The organism is bacterium (assembly GCA_016703265.1).
Classification (GTDB): Bacteria; Krumholzibacteriota; Krumholzibacteriia; order LZORAL124-64-63; family LZORAL124-64-63; genus CAINDZ01.
Genome location: JADJCK010000003.1, coordinates 1 through 19131, shown reverse-complemented (window position 1 = coordinate 19131; position 19131 = coordinate 1). Strand labels below are relative to the sequence as shown.

Genomic DNA, 19131 nt, shown 5'->3' with positions numbered 1-19131 from the left:
CCGATGCCGCGCTGGATCATCTATGTGTTGCTGTTGCTGGTGGCGGTCAGCCTGGTCCCCATGGGCCTGATGTACCGCGCCAACCACCAGCCCAAGAATCAGCCGCGCCTGCAGGTCGTCTACGACATGGACCAGCAGTCGTACTACAAGGCGCAGACCGAGAACACGTTCTTCCCGGACGGGGTGACCATGCGCAAGCCCCCAGTGGGTACGGTCGCGCGCGGCCTCCTGAACGAGGATGACGCCTATTTCCGCGGTATCGCCCGCGACACGATCTTCGTGCAGGAGATCCCGGTGCAGGTGACGAAGCCGATGCTGGAGCGCGGCCGCGAGCGCTTCAACATCTACTGCGCCCCGTGCCACGGCCAGAGCGGCAACGGCAACGGGATGACCCACGTCCGCGCGCAGGCGCTGGCGGAGGGCACCTGGACGCCGCCGACGGACCTGACCAGCCAGACGGTGGTCGAGCGGCCGTCCGGGCACATCTACAACACGATCAGCAAGGGAATCCGGACGATGCCGTCGTACGGCGCGCAGCTGAATCCGCAGGACCGCTGGGCCGTGACCGCGTATGTGCGGGCGCTGCAGCTGTCCCGCAACGCAACGATCGCCGACGTCCCGGTCGAGAGCCGGGCCGCCCTGGGCCAGTAGGCATTTTTTCGGTTTGGCGCCGGCCTGCGGGCCGGCCAGCACGGGAGAGAAGGACTTGGCTCATCACCATGTTCCCACCCTGCAGGACACGCACACGACCCTCGACGGGTTGGGGCCGCGCGTCCTGGGGATCAGCCTCGTGGTCGGCCTGGCCGGCCTGGCGGCGGCGTTCGGGCTGGGCGCGGCGCAGGGCGACAACCTGCGGCAGTTCGCCTTCGCCTACGTGCTGAATTTCGCCTTCTTCCTGGGCATCAGCCTGGGGGCGCTGATCTTCATCGGCATCATGTATGTGACGCGCGCGAGCTGGAACGTGGTCATCCGCCGCCTGGCCGAGGTCATGGCCGCGGTGACGCCGCTGCTGGCCCTGATGGCCATCCCGGTGCTGCTGCTGGCAGGCCGCGTCTACGGCTGGATGGACCCGGAGATCGCCGCGAGTCCCGCCCTGGCCCACAAGCTCGGCTTCCTGAACCTCGGCGCCTTCACGCTGCGCTGGGACATCTACTTCACGGTCTGGAGCGGCTATTCGCTGTTCTACTGGCGCAGTTCGCTGGCGCAGGACAAGAGCGGCGACCTGGCCATCACCCGCCGCTTCGAGAACCTGAGCGGGTTCGCGCTGATGGCCTCGGGCATCTGCACCGCGCTGGCCGCCTTCGACCTCGTGATGAGCATCGACCCGCTGTGGTTCAGCACCATGTTCGGTGTCTACTACTGGGCCGGCGGCTTCGTGTCGTTCTTCGCCGTGCTGACGCTGCTGACGCTGGGCCTGCAGCGCACGGGCCGCCTGACGCGCATCGTCAGCCCCGAGCACTTCCACGACTACGGCAAGGCGATGTTCGCCTTCACCTTCTTCTGGGGCTACATCGCCTTCAGCCAGTACATGCTGTACTGGTACGCGAACATCCCCGAGGAAACGGCTTGGTACCTGCTGCGCTCGCGCAACGGCTGGGGCGAAGTGGCGCGGGCCACGCTGTTCTGCACGTTCGCGCTGCCCTGGCTGGGCCTCGTCTCGCGCTGGGCCAAGCGCAACCGCAAGGTGCTGGCCTTCTGGGCCATGTGGATCATCGTGGCGCAGTGGCTGAACCTGTACTGGGTGATCATGCCCGCGTACAGCGCGACCGCCTTCTTCAGCCCGATCGCCGTCGCCGGCTTCTTCGGCATCGGCGGCCTGTGGCTGGCCGGCGTCACGCGCCTGGCCATGGGCGGTTCGCTGGTGCCCATGCGTGATCCGCGCCTGGACGAGTCCCTGCGGTTCGAGAACGCGTAACCGATTGATGTCCTAGTCCAAGGCGCCCTCCACGGCGCCCGGGAGCAAAACGATGGCTGCGGTCGATCCGAGAGCGAAAAACGGCTTCAACGGCCTGGCGGTGGTCCTGTGCGCTCTGGCGGCGCTGGTCTTCGTCGTGGCCCTGTCGCTGTTCCTGCAGGGCGGCTACCTGGCCGCGCAGGCCGTCGAGACGAAGCAGAAGCTCGAAACGCCCGTCAACGAGCCGTTGCGCGCGCTCGACGCCGAGCACGCGGCGCGCCTGATGGAGTCGCCGCGCTGGCTCGATGAGCAGAAGTCCAAGGCAGTGATGCCGATCGACGCGGCGATGAACCGGCTGGCGGCCGAGGCGTCCATCCAGCCCCTGCCTGTGGCGCCGGCCGCAGAGGCGCCCGCAGAGGCGCCGGCAGGAAACGAGGTACGGCATTGATCGGCAGCGCCAACATCATCAGCTGGCTTCCGCAGGCGGCCTCGACCCAGGCCCAGGGCGTCGATGCGGCGTTCTACGGAGTCTATGTCGCGGGGGCTTTGCGGTCATCCTGGTCACGGGCTCGCCGTGACCTTCGTGCGGCAGTTCCGGCGCCAGCGTGACGACGCCCAGGGTGCTCCGGGCGGCCGCGCCAACCCCATGTTCCAGGCCTTGTGGGTGCTGGCCGCGGTCGGCATCGCCGTCTACGCGTTTGCGGCCGGGCTGCCCGGCTACCTGGACGGCCGTGCGGCGCCTTGGCTTTCGTACCGCGTGCTGGTGAACGCGGGCCAGGAAGGCTTCAAGTTCACCTACCCGAACGGCCATGTCGCCGACACGCTGCACGTGGCCACCGGCCGCCCGGTGCGGCTGGATGCCACCACCGCCGACGTGATCCACAGCGTGCAGGTGCCGGCACTGCGCGTGAACGAGCCCATCATCCCCGGCCGCACGGCCCAGGCCTGGTTCACCGCGACGACGCCCGGCACGTTCGACCTTCGCAGCGGCATCTACGGCGGCGACACCTACCAGAACCTGCGCACCGCCGTCGTGGCGCACGCGCCGGCCGACTTCGATGCCTGGATGACGCGTGTCTCGGACATCTTCGCCGGCCGCACCATGGAGCAGGCGGGCGAGCTGCTGTACGGCACCAAGGGCTGCCGCGCCTGCCACAGCCTCGACGGTTCGAAGCTGGTCGGCCCGAGCTTCAAGGACATGTACGGTTTCGAGTTCGATACCCGCGAGGGCGTGCGCATCACGGCCGACGCCGCCTATATCCGCACCTCGATCCTGACCCCCAACGTGTCGGTCATCGCCGGCTTCGAGCCCGTCATGACCCCGTTCGAGGGCAAGATCACCGACAAGGAGATCGAGGCCATCACCGCCTGGCTGCGCACGCTCTCGAGCAAGGGTGGCGCACCGGCCGCGGCCGATTCGACCGGCGCGGCGCCGACCGTCGCCGCCGCGCAGGAGGGCAAGTAGATGAGCAAGGCCACGCACGCGGCCAGTGGCGCCAACTGGCTGACCACCACCGACCACAAGCGCATTGCGCTGCAGTTCCTGTGGTGGACCTGCGGCGCGTTCCTGCTGGGCGCGATCTACGCGATCATCCTGCGCCTGCGGGTCACGAGCGGGCTGGTCGACCCGGGGCTGTACCGGCAGATGCTGACGCAGCACGGGATCCTGATGGTGTTCCTGTTCCTGGTCCCGGCCATTCCCTCGGTGCTGGGCAACTACCTGCTGCCGATGCAGCTGGGCGTCGGCGAATTGCGGCTGCCCTGGCTGACGCGGCTGTCGCTGCGGCTGCAGATGGCTGGCACAGTGCTGCTCGTCCTGTCGATCATGTTCGGCGCCGTCGGGGCCGGCTGGACATTCGTGACGCCGATGAGCCTGGCTGCTCCCGGCGCCTTCTGGCTGCTGGCGTTGGCCCTGGTCTGCGTGGCCGGCGGCTGGCTGGCCACCGGCCTGAATTTCATCGTCACCGTGCACCACGGCCGCCGGCCCGGGCTGGGCTTCTTCCAGATGCCCATCTTCAGCTGGTCGCTGTACCTGACCGCGTACGCCCTGGTGGTCGCCGGCACGCTCTTCGCGGTGCTCGTGATCTACCTGGCCGCTGCGCGCGGCGCCGCCGCCGGTCCCTTCGGCGCCAATGCCGATCCCTTGCTGTGGCAGGGCTACTTCTGGTTCGCCGTGCAGCCGCTCGCGATCTTCGCTTTGCTGCCGGCCGCCGGCGTCATCACCGAGGTCATCGCCGGCATCGCGCGGCGCCCGGTCGTGGGCTACCGCACGGTTGTCGGTTCGTTGATCGCGCTGCTGGGCCTGGGCTTCTCCACCTGGGGCGTGCACCTGATCGGCAAGGGCCAGTCGCCGGCCCTGAGCTTCGTCTTCGCGAGTCTCTCGCTGCTGACGGCCGTGCCCGTGGCGCTGCTGAGCTTCAGCTGGCTGTCGACGCTCTACCGCGGCGCCGTGGCCTGCGCTGCGCCCACCTCGTTCGTGGTGGCCTTCCTGCTGAACACCGGCATCGCGGTGATGAGCGGCCTCATGCTCTGCACGCTGGCGGCCTCGAACTACCTGGCCAACACCGTGTTCGCCACCGCGCACCTGCACTACGTGATGATGGGCGGCGTGCTGACGGCGCTGCTGGCCGGCCTGCACTACTGGTGGCCGGTCATGTTCGACCGCATGTACAACCCGCTGCTCGGTCGCCTGTCGGCCTTCACCTACCTGGTGGGCCTGAATCTGGCATTCCTGCCGCAGCTGATCGCCGGCGCCCGCGGCGTGCCGCAGGGACTGGCCAACGTGCCGGCGGGCGTGGGCGGGCTGGACGTTGCCGCCACGTGGGGCATGTGGATCCTGACCACCGGCCTGGTGATGATCATCTCGAACCTGTTCGGCGCGCTGCATGACGGCCCCAAGTCGAGCGCCAACCCGTGGGGTGCGACGACGGGCGAGTGGCGGGGCGCGGCCGGGCCGGCCGTCGGCGATCCGTACGCCCGCTAGGGGCGAGCCGTGACGGAACGCCACGGCACCAACGGCTTCAGCAACGGCAGGCCGTACTGGAATCCCTGGCTCGCCGGCGTCCTGCTCGGCCTGGTTCTCCTGCTCTCTTTCATCGTCGCCGGCCGCGGCCTCGGCGCCACGGCGGCCTACTCGGCCGTGGCCGCCTGGCTGGCCGGCCTGGCCGATGCCGCGCGCGCCGCCGACCATCCTGTCCATGCCCGCTTCTGGAACGACGGCGCCCCGCTGCTGTCGTGGACGCTGTTCCTGCTGGCCGGCGCCGCGATCGGCGCCTTCATCTCGGGCCTGCAGGGGCGGCGCCTGGCCTGCGTGACCGAGCGCGGCCCCGCCGTTTCGGAACGCACCCGGCTGGTGCTGGCCTTCGTCGGCGGCATCCTGGCCGCGTACGGCGCCCGGCTGGCCCGCGGCTGCACCAGCGGCCAGGCCCTGACCGGCGGGGCGATGCTCAGCGTGGGCGGGCTCGTCTTCATGGCGGCGGTCTTCGTGGCCGCCTACGCCCTGGCCGGCCCCGTGCGGAGGCAGTGGCGATGACGTTCCCGCTCTTCGCCCGGCTCGAACCGGGCCAGGCCGCCGTGCTGGCTACGGCCCTGCTGCTGGGAGCGGGCTTCGGCTTCTGCCTGGAGCGCGCCGGCTTCGGCAGCGCCCGCAAGCTCGTCGCCGTTTTCTACCTGTACGACATGGCGGTGGTGAAGGTGATGTTCACCGCCATCGTCACCGCCATGGTGGGCCTGACCGTCCTGTCGGCGGCGGGACTGCTGGACCTGGAATGGGTCTATGTCGAGCCGACCCACCTGGCGGCCCAGGCCCTGGGCGGACTGGTGTTCGGCGCCGGGTTCATCATCGGCGGCTACTGCCCCGGCACGGCGGTCGCGTCGCTGGCCACCGGGCGCCGCGACGGCCTGGCCTTCACGTTGGGCATGCTGGCCGGTGTCATGGCCTACGCCGAGCTGACCCCGGGCCTCGAGGCGTGGATCGAGGCCGGCAGCCGCGGCGAGCTGACGCTGCCGGCCGTCACCGGAGTCGGCCGCGGCTGGTGGACGCTGGTTTTCGTGGCCGTGCTGGCGCTGGTCGCCTGGTTCCTGGCGCGCGTCGAGAAGCGCTTCGCGGACCGTCGACCAGACCGCTGAACGACACGGCCGGGAAAGGTCAGCCCAGCGGCGCGCGCCCGTCCTCGACGCCGTCCTCGCGATCGATCTCTCGCATGAGCGCCGCGAACTCCTCGCGCGTGCAGATGCCCTTGGCGACCATCATCCGCTGCACCGTCTTGGTGGCCAGGGCCAGCTCGCCCAGCGAACGTTCGAGCCGCGCCGTGTCGATGCCGCCGCCGCCGCCCATGCGCACCGACGAAGCTTCCATCCGCGCCTGCCGGGCCTCGTCGCGCGCCTTGTCGATCTGCGTGTGCTGGTAGATGTCGAAGATCCAGTTGATGAGTCCCATTTTCATTCTCTCCGTCGGGTGTGGAGGTCGGGGTAGCTGACACCTCGCCTTACAGTAGGAACGCAAGCCGCATCTACGGGGAAGCGGAGCCACAGTTTCATTGATCCCACGCAACGGCTCTGGCATGCTCCGCCGACGCGTCGCCGCGCGGCGCAACAATCGGGACACTCCTGTCTTTTTTCTGGGCTTTATGGCCGGAAATCCCTAGATTTCCGGCATCCCGAACCCCGGAGGCCTGCCCGTGTCGGACCATCACGAGACGCCGAAGAAGTCCCGCGCCACCAAGCTGCCGGCGTCGTACTACAACGCCATCTCGCTGCTCGGGGCGGGACTGGCGGCGCTGAGCCTCGCGTTGATCCTGTTCCTGTTCGCGCTGGAACACTTCGGCGGTTCGCAGAGCCCATACATGGGCATCATCGCGTTCGTGATCCTGCCGGGCTTCCTGATCATCGGCCTGGCGCTGGGTGCCATCGGCGTCCTGCGGCAACAGCGGCGACGCCGGCTGGGATTGTCGAATACCGAGCGCCTGCCCCGCATCGATTTCAACGACCCCAGCCACGTGCGCGGCACTTTCCTGGTGGGCGGCGGTTTCCTGATCTTCATGGCCTTGTCGGCCTTCGGCAGCTACCAGGCGTACGAGTTCACCGAGAGCGACAAATTCTGCGGCACCACCTGCCACACCGTGATGAAGCCCGAGTACACGGCCTTCAACGCCTCGCCGCACCAGCGCGTGGGCTGCGTGAAGTGCCACATCGGCTCGGGCACCGAGTGGTACGTCCGTTCGAAGCTGTCGGGCGCCTACCAGGTGTACTCGGTGCTCTTCAACAAGTACTCGCGGCCCATCGAGACACCGATCAAGAACCTGCGTCCGTCGCGGGACACCTGCGAGCAGTGCCACTGGCCGGAGCACTTCTCCGGCGACAAGCTGAAGTCCTACGACTACTACGGGCGCGAAGAGGGCAACACGCACTGGAGCCTGAAGCTGGCGATGAAGATCGGCAGCGGCGGCGCCGGCGGCGCCGAGGCGCACGGCATCCACTGGCACACGGCCAACCAGGTCACCTACGTGGCCACCGACGCCAAGCGGCTGGACATCCCGTGGGTGAAGTTCACCGGCAAGGACGGCACCGAGAAGATCTACCGCAGCTCCGCCTCCGACCTGACCGACGAGCAGGCCGCCGCCCTGGAGCAGCGGGCGATGGACTGCATCGACTGCCACAACCGGCCCACGCACCACTACAACCCGCCCTCGCGCGTGGTCAACCGCGACATCGCGAACGGGCTCATCGCCTCGGACCTGCCGGGCGTCAAGAACCTGCTCGTGGACCTGATGCAGGCCGAGTACCAGACCGAGGACGAGGCTCTTACCGCCATCGCCGACGGCGTGCATACGTTCTACACCGAGGAGCATCCCGAGGTGGTGGAGGCGCGGGCCGGCGACATCGAGATGGCCATCACCCGCGCCCAGTTGCTGTTCAAGACGAACATCTTCCCCGAGATGCGCGTGAACTGGCGCGAGTTCCCCGACCACATCGGCCACCTGACCACGCCCGGGTGCTTCCGCTGCCACGACGGCCTGCACCAGACCGACGACGGCGAGGTGCTGCCGCGCGACTGCGACCTGTGTCACACGATCCTCTCGCAGACCCGCAAGTCGGGCGAGGAGTTCACGTCGCTGGCCAGTGTCGAGTACGTGCACCCGGAAGACATCGGCGACGAATGGAAGACGACCAACTGCAACGAATGCCACGGCGAATAGGCGACGACTCACGGCGCCCGGGCGGGCGGCTTGACTCCGCCCGGGCACCGGATGATTTTAGTTGAGAATGCCGGTTCAGCCGCCTGCTCCACCCCAGCCAAGCCGAGGGATACCCATGGCCAACTCCAAGATCGTCTGGACGAAAATCGATGAAGCGCCCGCCCTGGCCACCTACGCCCTGTTGCCCATCGTCCAGGCCTACACCCGGGGTACCGGCATCGACGTCGAGGCGTCGGACATCTCGCTGTCCGGCCGCATCATCGCCAACTTCCCCGAGAAGCTGACGGCGGCGCAGAAGCTGCCCGATGCCCTGGCCGCCCTGGGCGACCTGGCCAAGTCGCCGACGGCGAACATCATCAAGCTGCCGAACATCTCGGCCTCGATCCCGCAGCTGCAGGCCGCCATCAAGGAACTGCAGGAGCACGGCTACGACATCCCTAACTATCCCGAAGAGCCGAAGAACGACGCCGAGAAAGCCCTGCAGCTGCGATTCACCAAGGTACTGGGCTCGGCCGTGAACCCGGTGCTGCGCGAGGGCAACGCCGACCGCCGCGCCGCCGCCTCGGTCAAGAAGTTCGCCCAGAAGAACCCGCATCGCATGATGAAGGACTGGCCGAAGGAAGGCTCGAAGGCGCGCGTCGCGCACATGTCGGAGAAGGACTTCTACGGCAGCGAGATCTCCGTCACGATGGATGCCGCCACCGAGGTGCGCATCGAATACACCGGCGCCGCCGGCGACGTGAAGGTGCTCAAGGAGGGGCTGGGGCTGCTGCCGGGCGAGGTCATCGACGCCGCCGTGATGAACGTGGCCGCCCTGCGCGCGTTCTACGCGAAGACGATCGACGAGTGCAAGCGCGACGGCACGCTGCTGTCGCTGCACCTCAAGGCCACCATGATGAAGATCTCCGATCCGGTGATGTTCGGCCACGCCGTCTCGGTGTTCTACGCCGCCGCGCTGGACAAGCACGCCGGCACCCTGAAGGAGATCGGCGCCAACGTGAACAACGGCCTGGCCGGCGTCATCGAGAAGCTGGACAGGCTGCCGGCGGCGAAGAAGGCCGAGATCGAGGCCGACATCCAGGCCGTTTACGCCACGCGCCCGGCCATCGCCATGGTCGACTCGCGCAAGGGCATCACGAACCTGCACGTGCCCAACGACGTGATCGTCGACGCCTCGATGCCCAACGTCGTGCGCGACGGCGGCCGTATGTGGAACAACGACGACCAGCTGCAGGACACCGTCGCCATGGTGCCGGATCGCTGCTACGCGACCATCTACCAGGCCATCATCGAGGACGCCCAGAAGAACGGGCAGTTCAACCCGGCGACGATGGGCGCGGTGGCCAACGTCGGCCTCATGGCCCAGAAGGCCGAGGAGTACGGCTCACACGACAAGACGTTCATCGCCCCGGGCAACGGCGTGGTGCGCGTGATCGACAAGGCCGGGAAGGTGCTGCTGGAGCGTGCGGTGGAGCCGGGCGACATCTTCCGCATGTGCCAGACGAAGGACGAAGCCATCCGCGACTGGGTGAAGCTGGCCGTCACGCGCGCCCGCGCCGCCGGCACGCCGGCCATCTTCTGGCTCGACGCGGCCCGCGGCCACGACGCGCAGATCATCGCCAAGGTGAACGCTTACCTGCCGCTGCACGACACGAAGGGCCTCGACCTGCAGATCATGAAGCCGACCGACGCCATGGCCTTCACGCTGGTGCGCACGCGCCGCGGCGAGAACACCATCTCGGTCACCGGCAACGTGCTTCGTGACTACCTGACCGACCTGTTCCCGATCCTCGAGCTGGGCACCAGCGCCCGCATGCTCTCGATCGTGCCGTTGCTCAACGGCGGCGGCCTGTACGAGACGGGCGCCGGCGGCTCGGCTCCCAAGCATGTGCAGCAGTTCCTGCAGGAAGGCCACCTGCGCTGGGATTCGCTGGGCGAGTACTGCGCCCTGGTGCCGTCGTTCGAACAGATCGCCGCGACCGGCAACGCGCGCGCCGCGCTGCTGGCCGAGACGCTCGACACGGCCATCGGCTCCTACCTGGAGAACGCGCGCTACCCCAGCCGCAAGGTGAACGAAATCGACAACCGCGGCGCCACCTTCTACCTGGCCATGTACTGGGCCCAGGCGCTGGCGGCGCAGGACAAGGATGCCGAACTGAAGGCGCGCTTCGCGCCGGTGGCGAAGGTGCTGGCGGAGAACGAGGCGAAGATCGCCGGCGAGCTGCTGGCGGCGCAGGGCAAGCCCGCCGACATCGGCGGCTACTACCATCCCAGCGACGAGAAGGCGGGCCGCGCGATGCGGCCGAGCGCCACGTTCAACGCGGTGATCGACGGGCTGGTGTAGGGCCTGCCGCACCCGGACGAACGAGCGATCAGGACGGCCGCCGGTACGATGCCGGCGGCTTGCTTTGCGGCCTGGTAGGTTACGCCCCCGCAACGAGGTGGCCTGGCGCGGCCTGGATACGGCCGGAAGGGCCCTGCCCTCGGGTACGTACCTGGCGCGGCTGGAGGCGGGCGGCGCCCTCTCGACAACGCGCCTGACCTTGCTGCGCTAGCGGCGGATCAGCGCGGCATCACCACGAGCACGAACAGCGCCACCATCGCCAGGTCGGCTGCCAGGTGCGCGACCCAGGTTGCGCGCCAACTGCCGCGCGCCAGCGCCAGGTGCGACCACAACAGCGATGCCGCGGCGATCAGCACCACGCGCGCCAGCATCAGCGGCCACGGGAACAGCGCGCCCAGCAGCACCATGTGCCAGGCGGCGAAGGCGCCGGTCACCAGGGCCAGGCCGGGACCGCGGCCGAACGCAGCGCTGCAGCGCGGCGTGGCCTGCCCGCGCCACCACCATTCCTCGAGCCAGGGATTGAAGACCGCGAACAGCAGCAGCCAGGCGAAGGGCTCGCCCAGGTCCAGGCCCAGCGCTGCGGCGCGGGTCCGGTAGTCGGAGATCGGTCCCAGCCACGGCCGCACCCCGGCGTAGATCGCCAGGAAGACCGGCCCGAACAGCACCGCGAGCGCCACCTCGCCGCGCCACACGCGCGCAGCCTTCGGTGCGAAGGGCAGGCCGCCGCGTCCCGCAGGGAACCGCGCACCCAACAGCAGCCACGGGACGAGCACGCAGCCGCCCGCGGCGTAGAGCAGGAATGTCGCCGGCAGGCTCCCGAGGCCGTGCACGCCGATGGCGCCGAGCAGGGTCGGCGCCGCGAGCGCGGCCAGCAGGGTCAGGCGTGTGCGGCGCACGTCATTGCGCAACGGCCACGCCCCCCCCGCGGCCGGGGGGGGCCCCCCGCACAGGCCGCCGGCGGCCCCGGCGCGACCCCCGCCCCGCCGCGGGCCCGGCCCGCCCCGCCCGGCCCCCGCGCCCCGCCGGCAAAGGCACGGGCCGGCCGCGGGCCCCGGGGGCGGCGCCCGCGGCCCCCCCGGCCGCGCCCGGAGAAGGCGGGGCCGCGCCGCGGGCCGCGGGGCCCCCGGCCCGCGGCCGGGCGGCGGCCCCCCCCGCGGCCCCCCCGGGGCCCCCCCCCCGCGCCCGCGGGGCGGCGGGCCGCCCCGGCCGCCCCCCCCCCCCCCCCGCCCCCCCCCCCCCCCCGGCGGCGCCCCCGGCCGGGCGGCGCCCCGCCCGGCCGCGCCCCCCCGGCGGGCCGGGGCCGGCGGCCCCGCCCCGGCCGGGCCCCCCCCCGCCGCCCGCGGGGCCCCGCGCCCGCGGGCGGGCCCGGCGCCCCCCCCGCGGAACCCCCCGGCCCCCGCCGGCGCGGCCGGCCCCGGCGCGGCCGGGCCGGGCCCCCCGCCGCCGCCCCGCCCCGCGGGGCGGCCCCGCGCCCCCCCCCCCGCCGGCGCCCCCGGCGCCCCCCCCCGGCCCCCGGCCCCCGCCGCCCCCGCCGGCGGCGCCCCGGCCCCGCCCAACGGGGCCCCCGCGGGCGGCCGCGAGGGGAAGGCCCCCCCCCCCGCCGGGCCCCCGGGGGGGCGCCCGGCGGCCCGCCCCCGCCGCCCCCGGGGCCCCCCCCGGCGCCGGGGGCGCCCGGCCCCCCCCCCCCCCCCCCCCCCCCCCCCCCCCCCCCCCCCCCCCCCCCCCCCCCCCCCCCCCCCCCCCCCCCCCCGCCCGCCGCCTCGGTCAACCGCGCGCGAAGCGGATCGATGAAGTTGCCGGCCACCGTCACGTTGATACGGTACATCTTCAGGATGGCCATGGCGCGGTCGAAGGTGGCCAGTCCGCGCCGCAGTTCCTCGTCGTCCAGCTCGCGCAGGGGCCGCACCGTCTCGGCGCCGGGCACGTCCGGGTACTTCATCAGGTCCCAGAAGGTGATGTTGCGCACGCCCATGGTCACGGCCAGGCCGGCGAACGTGTCCAGGCGCGAGATGCTCTTGTCGTACAAACCGCAGCTGAAGGCGAAGACCGGCGCCCGCCGCGCCGTGAGCAGGGCGCGCAGCCGGATCTGGGTCATGTTCGCCAGGATGCGGCTCAGGTCGACCTTGCGCCGGATGCGCTTCAGCAGTTCCTCGTCGGCGGTATCGAGGCTGATCTGGATGAGCGTGAACCGCGACAGCGTGTCGATCTCCGCCTCGTCGTAGCGCCGTCCGAGGTTGGTGATCACCGACAGCGGCGCGCCCTGCGCCAGCAGCTGCTCGCAGAACTCCCGCCAGCGCGGGTGGTGCGTGGTCTCGCCGTGGCCGTTGACACCGACATCCTGCAGGTTCGGGTACGCGTCGATGAACCGCGCCACCTTCGCCAGCACCTCGTCGCTCATGTCCTTGCCCGGCTTGGCCCACGGCGCACTGAGCGCACAGTACACGCAGCGCAGGTTGCATTCCTGGGTCACGTCCACGCGCACGGTCTCCAGCTTGCCGCCCTCGAGCAGGTGCGCGTCATCGCCCAGCTTGGCGTAGACGTCGGCGATGAGCTGCTCGGTCGGGACCTTCTCGCGGATGTGGCAGCGCGTGCACTCGTGGCTCAGGTCGCCCGACAGGAGGCGATGGCGCACTTCGCGGAAGAGGGGATCGTTGTGCGCGGCCGCAACGTCGGCGCCGTCGCCCAGCGCGGCGCCGCGGAAGTAGTTGCAGCAGGGCTTCAACTCGCCCTCGACGGTGAACTCCGCATTGATCCACGGATCCAGGCAGAGCCGGGTCGTTCCCGACAGCTCCTTGCCGAAGCCGCCGCCGGCATTGCCGCGGAAGCGACCCAGCAGCAGGTAGTGGTGGTAGCCGTCGCGGACGATGCCGCGTTCGACGGCGGCCTTCACGTCCGGATTGGCCGCCAGGTACTCGTCCTCGCGCCAGCCGAAGCTCTCGTATTCGTTCACGGCCCACCGCTTTCGTCGGAACCGGCGGCGCAATGGCGGAAAGGTTCCGGCCAATCGGTGCCGGAATCGGCCCCCGGACGCTGGACGGCACCCGCCCGCGGGGTTTTCAACCTGTTTTGCGCCAATGACATGGAAACCGAGGGCGCCGGGCGCCGACGGTCCTGTCGATCCCAACGGCAAGTTCCGGGCCACCGGCCCGTCAGTTGAAGGTGACGGTGTGCTCGTGCGTATCCGTGGTCGTGGTGAGTTTCGACACCTGGTTACCGGCGCCGATCTGTCCGACCTCGCCCGACGTCAGCGACACGGCGTGCGCGTGCCCGCCGCCGGTGAGGGTCAGGTTGACGGCGCCCCCGGCCATGAGCTGCGCCTCGGTGATCTTGACGGAGTGCCCGTGGTTGGCGCTGATGGCGCCGGCCACGTCGCCATTGTTCGGCGTACCCGGATTGCTGTCGTCTCCGCAGGCCTGCAGGACGATGGAAATGCCCAGCCAGGTCGAAACCAGGCCGGCATTCTTGAGGAAAGCGCGGCGGTCCATGTCCATGGCAACTCCCACTATTGTGTTGGGTGATGTGGGCTGGCGTCACGATAAGGTGGGGCGCCTCCGGCGGCAAGCGACCGCAGCCTTGCCGACCGGCCGGCCTGCGCCGAGATTGAACGCTCACTGCCCGCCGCCCACCAACCCGGGAGCCCGAGATGAACCCGACCGACATCCACGTCATCATCCGCTACCGTGCCCAGCCCGGGCAGGCGGAGACGGCCCTGCGCGAGCTGGCGGCGCTGGTGGCCGTCGTGCGCCGCGAGGAGCGCGACTGCACCGGCATCATCATCGTGCAGCGCGACGAGGACCCCTGCGACTTCACGCTGCTCGAGACCTGGACCAGCCGCGAGGCCTACGCCGGGCCCCACCTGCAGACGCCGCACATCCAGGCCTTCAAGGCGCGCGCGGGCGGGTTCATGGCCGGGGCGCCGGAGATCACCTACTGGCGCGAGGGCTGCCGCGTCTGATCCGGGATGCCCTTCAGGAGAACGGGCCCGGCTGCCTTGCGGCGGCCGGGCCCGATCTTTTCCAGGCAGTGTCGGAACCTACTTCAACAGCACCATGCGCTGCAGCCCTTCGAAGCTGCCCGAGGTGAGCTTGTAGAAGTACACGCCCGAGGGCACGCGCGCGCCGCTGTCGTCGCGCCCGTCCCAGGTGACGCTGTGGTCGCCGGCCTCGAGGCCGCCGGCCACCAGCTTGCGCACGTTCTGCCCGCGCACGTTGAACACCTGCAGTTCGGTGGCACCGGCCTCGGCCAGCGTGAAGCTGATGGTCGTGCTGGGATTGAACGGATTCGGCGCGTTCTGGCGCAGCGCCCAGCGCGAGCCGGCTCCCGGCACCGGCGAGGCGCCGAAGAACCAGCCGAGGTCGCGGAAGGCCGCCAGCGTCAGGTCCACGCCGTTGTGGGCGAGGTCGCTGTTGATCGCCGGTTCCATCAACAGGTTGGGCAGGGCGCTGACGTCCCAGTGCGACACCGACGATCCCTGCTGCAGCGGGTTCGGCGTGTAGACGAGCGGACGGCCAAGGTCGTCGGTGCCCGCCCGCCGGGTGGCGCTGGTCTGGATCGAGGCGAACAGCCCGTTGGCCAGTTCCGCCTTGAGCAGGTTGCCGTCGGCCTGGCTGACCATGATCGAGGGGATCGTGATTGTGGCGCTGGCGCCGCCCATGCTCGCGGCGGGGCCGGCCACGTTGTTGACGACGATGACGCCGATGGCGCCGGCGTCCTGCGCCGCCTGCACCTTGGCCGCGAACGAGCAGATGCCGCGGTCGATCAGCGCAATGTTTCCGGCAAGTGCCGCCGCGTTCGTGATCGCCTCGCAGCCGTCGGCCGTCGGGATGGTGCTGTCGACCACCAGGACGACATCGCCGCTGACCGGGCTGCTGGCAACCGTCGGGCCGAACGAGGCATCGCCCACGAAGTACGAACCGGCCACGTTCGCCGGCGCGCTGACCAGCAGTTCCGAGGCATAGCCGAGCAGGTTGCCCGCATCGTTGACGGCCTGCGGCCCGGTGAAGACCACGTTCAGAGGGTTGATGGCCGAGGCGGCGCGCTGCCCGTTGGTCATGTCGGGCCAGTGGAGCCCGACCGTGTTGTCGAACAGGAACTGCGAGTAGACGTCCTGCAGGCCGTTGAACAGGCTGCCCGTCGAGCTGTTGACGAAGCTGGCGAAGCCCAGTCCGTGGCCGAACTCGTGGAGCAGCACCACGACCAGGTCGATGTCGGCGCCGTTGTTGCCGTCAAGACCGTAGTACCAGCCCGAGGTACCCAGGCAGGTGGCATCATCGACACTGACGTTGAAGCGCGCCTGGATGTCGTCGGCGCTCGAGTTCGAGGCGCCGGGCGCCAGGTCGACGCCGGCCAGCTTGTTCGCCAGGGCGACCGGATACACCGTCGACGCCTGCGGGGCGCCGGCGAAATCCCAGAACGCCTGCCGCGCTCCGGCCGAGCCCAGCACGGCGCTGGTCGACGTGCAGGTGAGCGGATCGAACGAGGCGGTGATCTTGATCGTGACGGTGCTGGGCAGGATCGCGCCCCACACGTCGGCCGCGAACTGGAACGCGATCAGCCGCTGCTGGCCGCGCGTCGTGCCCGTATTGCCGCCGACCTGCGCCACGGGCGTGGGGTCGTTGAACCCCTCGCCGGCGCCGTCGGCGTTCACGATGGTGATGGTGGCGGCCCCGGCCGGTGCGGCCAGGCCCAGGCCCAACAACGCGACGAGCGCGAGCAGGGGCGCCCGCAGGATGATGTTCTTCATCTTCAGCGCACCTCCGGGCCGTCGGGCAGGGCTTCGGCGGCGAAGAAGGCGTCGTACTCTTCGCGTGTGCTCACGCAGCCGATGACGATGCGACCCTCGGCGTCGATCCGCGCTACGCTGGTCGACATGAAGCTGTCGTCCAGCACCGCCGAACGTGATCCGTCCGGATGCACGGTCACCACGAGTGACGCCTCGTCACGCAGGGCGATGGGATGGGCGGCGGCCGGTTCAGCGGCGCCGGCGCCGGCCGTGGCAACGGGCGTGGACGCCACAGCGGGCCGGCTCGCGGGAGTCGGCTCGGCAGCCAGGGCGCCGCAGGCGCCCAGCAACAGGCAAAAGCCCGGCAGGCCTGAAAGCAGTCGGGGGCGAGTGTACATGGTCGGGTCCGGCTCCTCGATAAGGGTTCACGGGCAGGCGCCGGCGCGCTGCCCGGGCGGATGCAATGCAAGATTATATCACAGTTGGTTAAAAGGTGCCAACGCGCCCCGGAGAGCGCCGCCGCCAGCGCCCCGGCGACGGTTAGCGGGCCGCCAAGTCCTGCAGCAGCAACCCGATAGCCGTGTTGTCGAGATAGGGCCCACGCACCGGATCGCGGTGTCCGGCCAGCCCCGGCAGGCGTTCGTTGCCGCCCCGGCGCCGCCAGGGGCAGGCACCAGCATTGCGTGGTTCCGGGAATGGAACTCCAGTCCGGGCAGATTCCCGGCGCCGCGGCGCAGCAGGGGAGGGCGGCGGGGAAGCCGGCGGGTCCTCGGCTGGTGATGGACCGGTCAGGTAACCGGTCTCGTGATCGGCGGTGATGAGCAGCAGGTTTCGCTCCCAGCCGCCGTTCGCGTCGATCCACCGCCGCACGGCGGCCACCGCCTCGGCAAAGCCAACCACTTCCTCGACCAGCCGCCCGGGCTGGTTATCGTGCGCGGCCCAGTCGACGGCGCCGCCCTCGATCATCAGGAAGAAGCCGTCCGGATCGGCGTCCAGCACGTTGAGGGCGCCGCGGGCCATGTCCGTCAGCGACGGCACGCCGGTCAGCAGCGGTTCGGCGAACGGCGCCGCCTGCCTGTCGCCGGGCCGCTGTTGCTGCAGGGTCTCGCGCACGCGCGCCACGCCGAGCACCCGCGCGGGCGCCGGACCCTCGGCCAGGCGGCGAACGCGGCCGGTTCCTCGACGAGGCGCCACGGGTCGGGCCAGCCGTCGCCGTCGGCATCGCCGCCCACGGTGCCCGCCAGCAGGCCCTGCCAGGTGTCCTCGCCGCCCACATAGCGGTAGTCGCTCTTCTTTGCCGGCAGGCCCTGCCGGTCGAACAGCGGGTGGCCCGCGCCCATGAGCACGTCGAGCCCGCTGCGCGTCAGCTGTTCGGTGGAGATCTCGAGGTAGCGGCCGCGATCCTCGCCGTTGACGACGCAGCCGGCAGGCGTGGCGTGCGCGATCTGCACGCTGGTCACCAGCCCGGTCGATCTTCCGCCGCGTTCCATCGCCTGGACGATCGTGAGGATCGGAGCGCCCGCGGGGTCCACCGCCAGGTGCCCATTGATCGTCTTGCGACCGGTGGTCAATGCGGTGATGGCGGCCGCCGAATCGGTGGCCGGCCGCGCCGAGGGTCCCTCGATCCAGTTCTGTTCGGGGTCGTAGCCGCCGCCCTCGGCATAGGTGCTCACGGCCAGGCTCACCGGCAGGTCGGTCCAGTCGGTGAACAGGTCGGCGTCATCGCGCCAGAATGAACCGGCGCGCAGGTGATTGAAGCCGCAGCCGTCGGCGATCATGAGGATGATGTCCCGCGGGCTGTGCGGCAAAGGTCGTGGAGGCCACGGTCGGCAAACGCTCGCATGAGAAGCAACAGCACGCCGGCGGGTGTCGTTCGCATCTAGTAGTCCTTCGGTTCGGCGACGGGCGTGGTGTCTGCCGGCAGCCGCAGCCTGCCGGGATCGCGCCGGATGACTTCGCGCAGCCACGGGGCAGGATAGCCTGTTTCCCGCGGGTCGCCGGGTTCACCCTGGATGTAGCCGTCGTTGTAGGTCGTCAGCAGGTGCTCGCCGAGGGCACGCCAGGTGCGCACCAGTTCCCTCGGCGTGCAGGACCGAGAAGTTGGTCAAGCAGATCGCCGCCAGTTCCGGATCGCTCGCCTGGAAGAGCGCGGCCGCGGTCTGCTCCACGCCGGCTGCAGCGCCAGGTATCGACTTCGACCGACGCCTGCTGGTGGCGCACGTCGACGATCATGTCCTGCACGTAGCGCGGCGTAGTTGGAGACGAAGTTGAACACCCACCAGGGCGAATGCCAGGTGAACTGCCGCAGTGAGCCCGTCGCGTACGAGGGTGGCACGGCGGTTATCCCGCAGTAGAGCGGTGTGTAGCAGGTGAAATCGGTGTCATCCAGACCGTACCAGGTCACGCCGCCCACGGCGTCCGGCAGGAAATGCCGCGCCTGCGTGACCATCGAGAAGCCGGTCTGCTGTGTCGAGATCGGGCGCTCCCAGGTGTAGGCGGTGTCGTCAACCGTGAAGCCCATGGGGCGCGTGCGCAACGGGTAGCCCCACGGTCCGGCGTCGAGCCCGCGGGACATGTCGTAGTCGGTGCCTTCGTAGTGGTCACGCATGAGGGCGAAGACGTCGTTCAGGCTCAGCTTGCGGTCGGGCCTGATGAACAGCGGGTAGGGCTCGGCCCCGGGCACGCCGCGGTGGTAGTCGGGGCTGAGCGCCAGCGAGGGCGCCGCGCGCCGGAACAGGCTCCAGACGCGCGTAGCCGTAGCGTTTCTGCTGCGCTGTCAGGGATGGAAAGCGGCGCTCCAGTCGAAGGCACCGTCGGCCGATATCCACCAGCGAAGAGTGCGCGGCGGCGAACTCCCGATGCCCGGCGAGTAGAGGCAGTTCTTCGGGTCGTTCTTCCGAAACGTCGATGCGCCGCCGTTGGCAAAGGCGCTGATGAAGCCGTCGGGCACGCGGATGGCCACTCAATGGGCACC

General features: G+C 70.2%; 20 protein-coding genes and 1 pseudogene. 10 read left to right on the top strand and 11 right to left on the bottom strand.

Annotation, left to right across the window (positions count from 1 at the left end; genetic code table 11):
• The first annotated feature begins 3 nt into the window (after nt 1-3).
• From IPG61_04490 to IPG61_04460, 7 genes are all read left to right on the top strand, one after another.
• On the top strand, nt 4-651 hold the full coding sequence (locus tag IPG61_04490) for a cytochrome c (GenBank protein MBK6733336.1): 648 nt from the start codon (nt 4-6) through the stop codon (nt 649-651).
• A gap of 55 nt (nt 652-706) precedes the next feature.
• Complete coding sequence (locus IPG61_04485) at nt 707-1915, top strand: quinol:cytochrome C oxidoreductase (protein ID MBK6733335.1); 1209 nt, start codon at nt 707-709, stop codon at nt 1913-1915.
• A 52-nt stretch (nt 1916-1967) separates the two neighbouring features.
• On the top strand, nt 1968-2342 hold the full coding sequence (locus IPG61_04480) for a hypothetical protein (protein MBK6733334.1): 375 nt from the start codon (nt 1968-1970) through the stop codon (nt 2340-2342).
• Between the two features lie 126 nt (nt 2343-2468).
• The gene (locus tag IPG61_04475; GenBank protein ID MBK6733333.1) at nt 2469-3359 is read left to right on the top strand and encodes a c-type cytochrome; all 891 of its coding nucleotides are present in this window, start codon (nt 2469-2471) and stop codon (nt 3357-3359) included.
• Nucleotides 3360-4877 (top strand): cbb3-type cytochrome c oxidase subunit I, encoded by a 1518-nt coding sequence (locus tag IPG61_04470; GenBank protein ID MBK6733332.1) that lies wholly within the window; start codon nt 3360-3362, stop codon nt 4875-4877.
• Nucleotides 4878-4886: 9 nt separating this feature from the next.
• The gene (locus IPG61_04465; GenBank protein ID MBK6733331.1) at nt 4887-5426 is read left to right on the top strand and encodes a YeeE/YedE family protein; all 540 of its coding nucleotides are present in this window, start codon (nt 4887-4889) and stop codon (nt 5424-5426) included.
• Nucleotides 5423-6022: a YeeE/YedE family protein gene (locus IPG61_04460; protein MBK6733330.1), complete on the top strand. Its 600-nt coding sequence runs from the start codon at nt 5423-5425 to the stop codon at nt 6020-6022. The genes IPG61_04465 and IPG61_04460 overlap by 4 nt, the downstream gene beginning before the upstream one ends.
• A gap of 19 nt (nt 6023-6041) precedes the next feature.
• Here the strand turns inward: IPG61_04460 and IPG61_04455 are convergent, their stop codons facing one another.
• Complete coding sequence (locus tag IPG61_04455) at nt 6042-6332, bottom strand: hypothetical protein (protein ID MBK6733329.1); 291 nt, start codon at nt 6330-6332, stop codon at nt 6042-6044.
• 241 nt (nt 6333-6573) lie between these two features.
• On the opposite strand from IPG61_04455, the gene IPG61_04450 reads away from it, so the two are divergent.
• On the top strand, nt 6574-8091 hold the full coding sequence (locus IPG61_04450) for a NapC/NirT family cytochrome c (protein ID MBK6733328.1): 1518 nt from the start codon (nt 6574-6576) through the stop codon (nt 8089-8091).
• A 115-nt stretch (nt 8092-8206) separates the two neighbouring features.
• The gene (locus IPG61_04445; GenBank protein MBK6733327.1) at nt 8207-10435 is read left to right on the top strand and encodes an NADP-dependent isocitrate dehydrogenase; all 2229 of its coding nucleotides are present in this window, start codon (nt 8207-8209) and stop codon (nt 10433-10435) included.
• A gap of 218 nt (nt 10436-10653) precedes the next feature.
• Here IPG61_04445 and IPG61_04440 read toward each other — a convergent pair whose 3' ends face one another.
• The 3 genes from IPG61_04440 to IPG61_04430 all read right to left on the bottom strand — a co-directional run bounded on the left by IPG61_04440 (nt 10654) and on the right by IPG61_04430 (nt 13926).
• Nucleotides 10654-11343: a CPBP family intramembrane metalloprotease gene (locus IPG61_04440; protein MBK6733326.1), complete on the bottom strand. Its 690-nt coding sequence runs from the start codon at nt 11341-11343 to the stop codon at nt 10654-10656.
• A complete protein-coding gene (locus tag IPG61_04435) occupies nt 11313-13385 on the bottom strand; it encodes a radical SAM protein (protein MBK6733325.1) in 2073 nt (690 codons plus the stop codon). The genes IPG61_04440 and IPG61_04435 overlap by 31 nt, the downstream gene beginning before the upstream one ends.
• A 199-nt stretch (nt 13386-13584) precedes the next feature.
• Nucleotides 13585-13926, bottom strand: a complete 342-nt coding sequence (locus tag IPG61_04430; GenBank protein ID MBK6733324.1) for a hypothetical protein — start codon at nt 13924-13926, stop codon at nt 13585-13587.
• Between the two features lie 152 nt (nt 13927-14078).
• On the opposite strand from IPG61_04430, the gene IPG61_04425 reads away from it, so the two are divergent.
• Nucleotides 14079-14390: an antibiotic biosynthesis monooxygenase gene (locus IPG61_04425; protein ID MBK6733323.1), complete on the top strand. Its 312-nt coding sequence runs from the start codon at nt 14079-14081 to the stop codon at nt 14388-14390.
• Nucleotides 14391-14468: 78 nt separating this feature from the next.
• Here IPG61_04425 and IPG61_04420 read toward each other — a convergent pair whose 3' ends face one another.
• From IPG61_04420 to IPG61_04390, 7 genes and pseudogenes are all read right to left on the bottom strand, one after another.
• Nucleotides 14469-16178: a T9SS type A sorting domain-containing protein gene (locus IPG61_04420; GenBank protein MBK6733322.1), complete on the bottom strand. Its 1710-nt coding sequence runs from the start codon at nt 16176-16178 to the stop codon at nt 14469-14471.
• 2 nt (nt 16179-16180) lie between these two features.
• A complete protein-coding gene (locus IPG61_04415; protein ID MBK6733321.1) occupies nt 16181-16555 on the bottom strand; it encodes a hypothetical protein in 375 nt (124 codons plus the stop codon).
• 142 nt (nt 16556-16697) lie between these two features.
• On the bottom strand, nt 16698-17270 hold the full coding sequence (locus tag IPG61_04410) for an alkaline phosphatase (protein ID MBK6733320.1): 573 nt from the start codon (nt 17268-17270) through the stop codon (nt 16698-16700).
• Nucleotides 17201-17935 carry an alkaline phosphatase gene (locus tag IPG61_04405; protein ID MBK6733319.1) on the bottom strand — a complete coding sequence of 245 codons (735 nt, stop codon included), beginning with the start codon at nt 17933-17935 and terminating at the stop codon, nt 17201-17203. The genes IPG61_04410 and IPG61_04405 overlap by 70 nt, the downstream gene beginning before the upstream one ends.
• Before the next feature lie 101 nt (nt 17936-18036).
• Complete coding sequence (locus IPG61_04400) at nt 18037-18228, bottom strand: hypothetical protein (protein ID MBK6733318.1); 192 nt, start codon at nt 18226-18228, stop codon at nt 18037-18039.
• Between the two features lie 33 nt (nt 18229-18261).
• Nucleotides 18262-18912: pseudogene (locus tag IPG61_04395) on the bottom strand (C69 family dipeptidase).
• Between the two features lie 21 nt (nt 18913-18933).
• Nucleotides 18934-19107, bottom strand: a complete 174-nt coding sequence (locus IPG61_04390; GenBank protein MBK6733317.1) for a hypothetical protein — start codon at nt 19105-19107, stop codon at nt 18934-18936.
• Between the last annotated feature and the right edge of the window lie 24 nt (nt 19108-19131).

Coding starts and splice junctions, on each gene's coding strand:
- IPG61_04490 (MBK6733336.1), top strand. CDS start 4: ATGCCGCGCTGGATCATCTATGTGTTGCTGTTGCTGGTGGCGGTCAGC.
- IPG61_04480 (MBK6733334.1), top strand. CDS start 1,968: ATGGCTGCGGTCGATCCGAGAGCGAAAAACGGCTTCAACGGCCTGGCG.
- IPG61_04470 (MBK6733332.1), top strand. CDS start 3,360: ATGAGCAAGGCCACGCACGCGGCCAGTGGCGCCAACTGGCTGACCACC.
- IPG61_04460 (MBK6733330.1), top strand. CDS start 5,423: ATGACGTTCCCGCTCTTCGCCCGGCTCGAACCGGGCCAGGCCGCCGTG.
- IPG61_04455 (MBK6733329.1), bottom strand. CDS start 6,332: ATGGGACTCATCAACTGGATCTTCGACATCTACCAGCACACGCAGATC.
- IPG61_04445 (MBK6733327.1), top strand. CDS start 8,207: ATGGCCAACTCCAAGATCGTCTGGACGAAAATCGATGAAGCGCCCGCC.
- IPG61_04430 (MBK6733324.1), bottom strand. CDS start 13,926: ATGGACATGGACCGCCGCGCTTTCCTCAAGAATGCCGGCCTGGTTTCG.
- IPG61_04425 (MBK6733323.1), top strand. CDS start 14,079: ATGAACCCGACCGACATCCACGTCATCATCCGCTACCGTGCCCAGCCC.
- IPG61_04420 (MBK6733322.1), bottom strand. CDS start 16,178: ATGAAGAACATCATCCTGCGGGCGCCCCTGCTCGCGCTCGTCGCGTTG.
- IPG61_04415 (MBK6733321.1), bottom strand. CDS start 16,555: ATGTACACTCGCCCCCGACTGCTTTCAGGCCTGCCGGGCTTTTGCCTG.
- IPG61_04405 (MBK6733319.1), bottom strand. CDS start 17,935: ATGATCGCCGACGGCTGCGGCTTCAATCACCTGCGCGCCGGTTCATTC.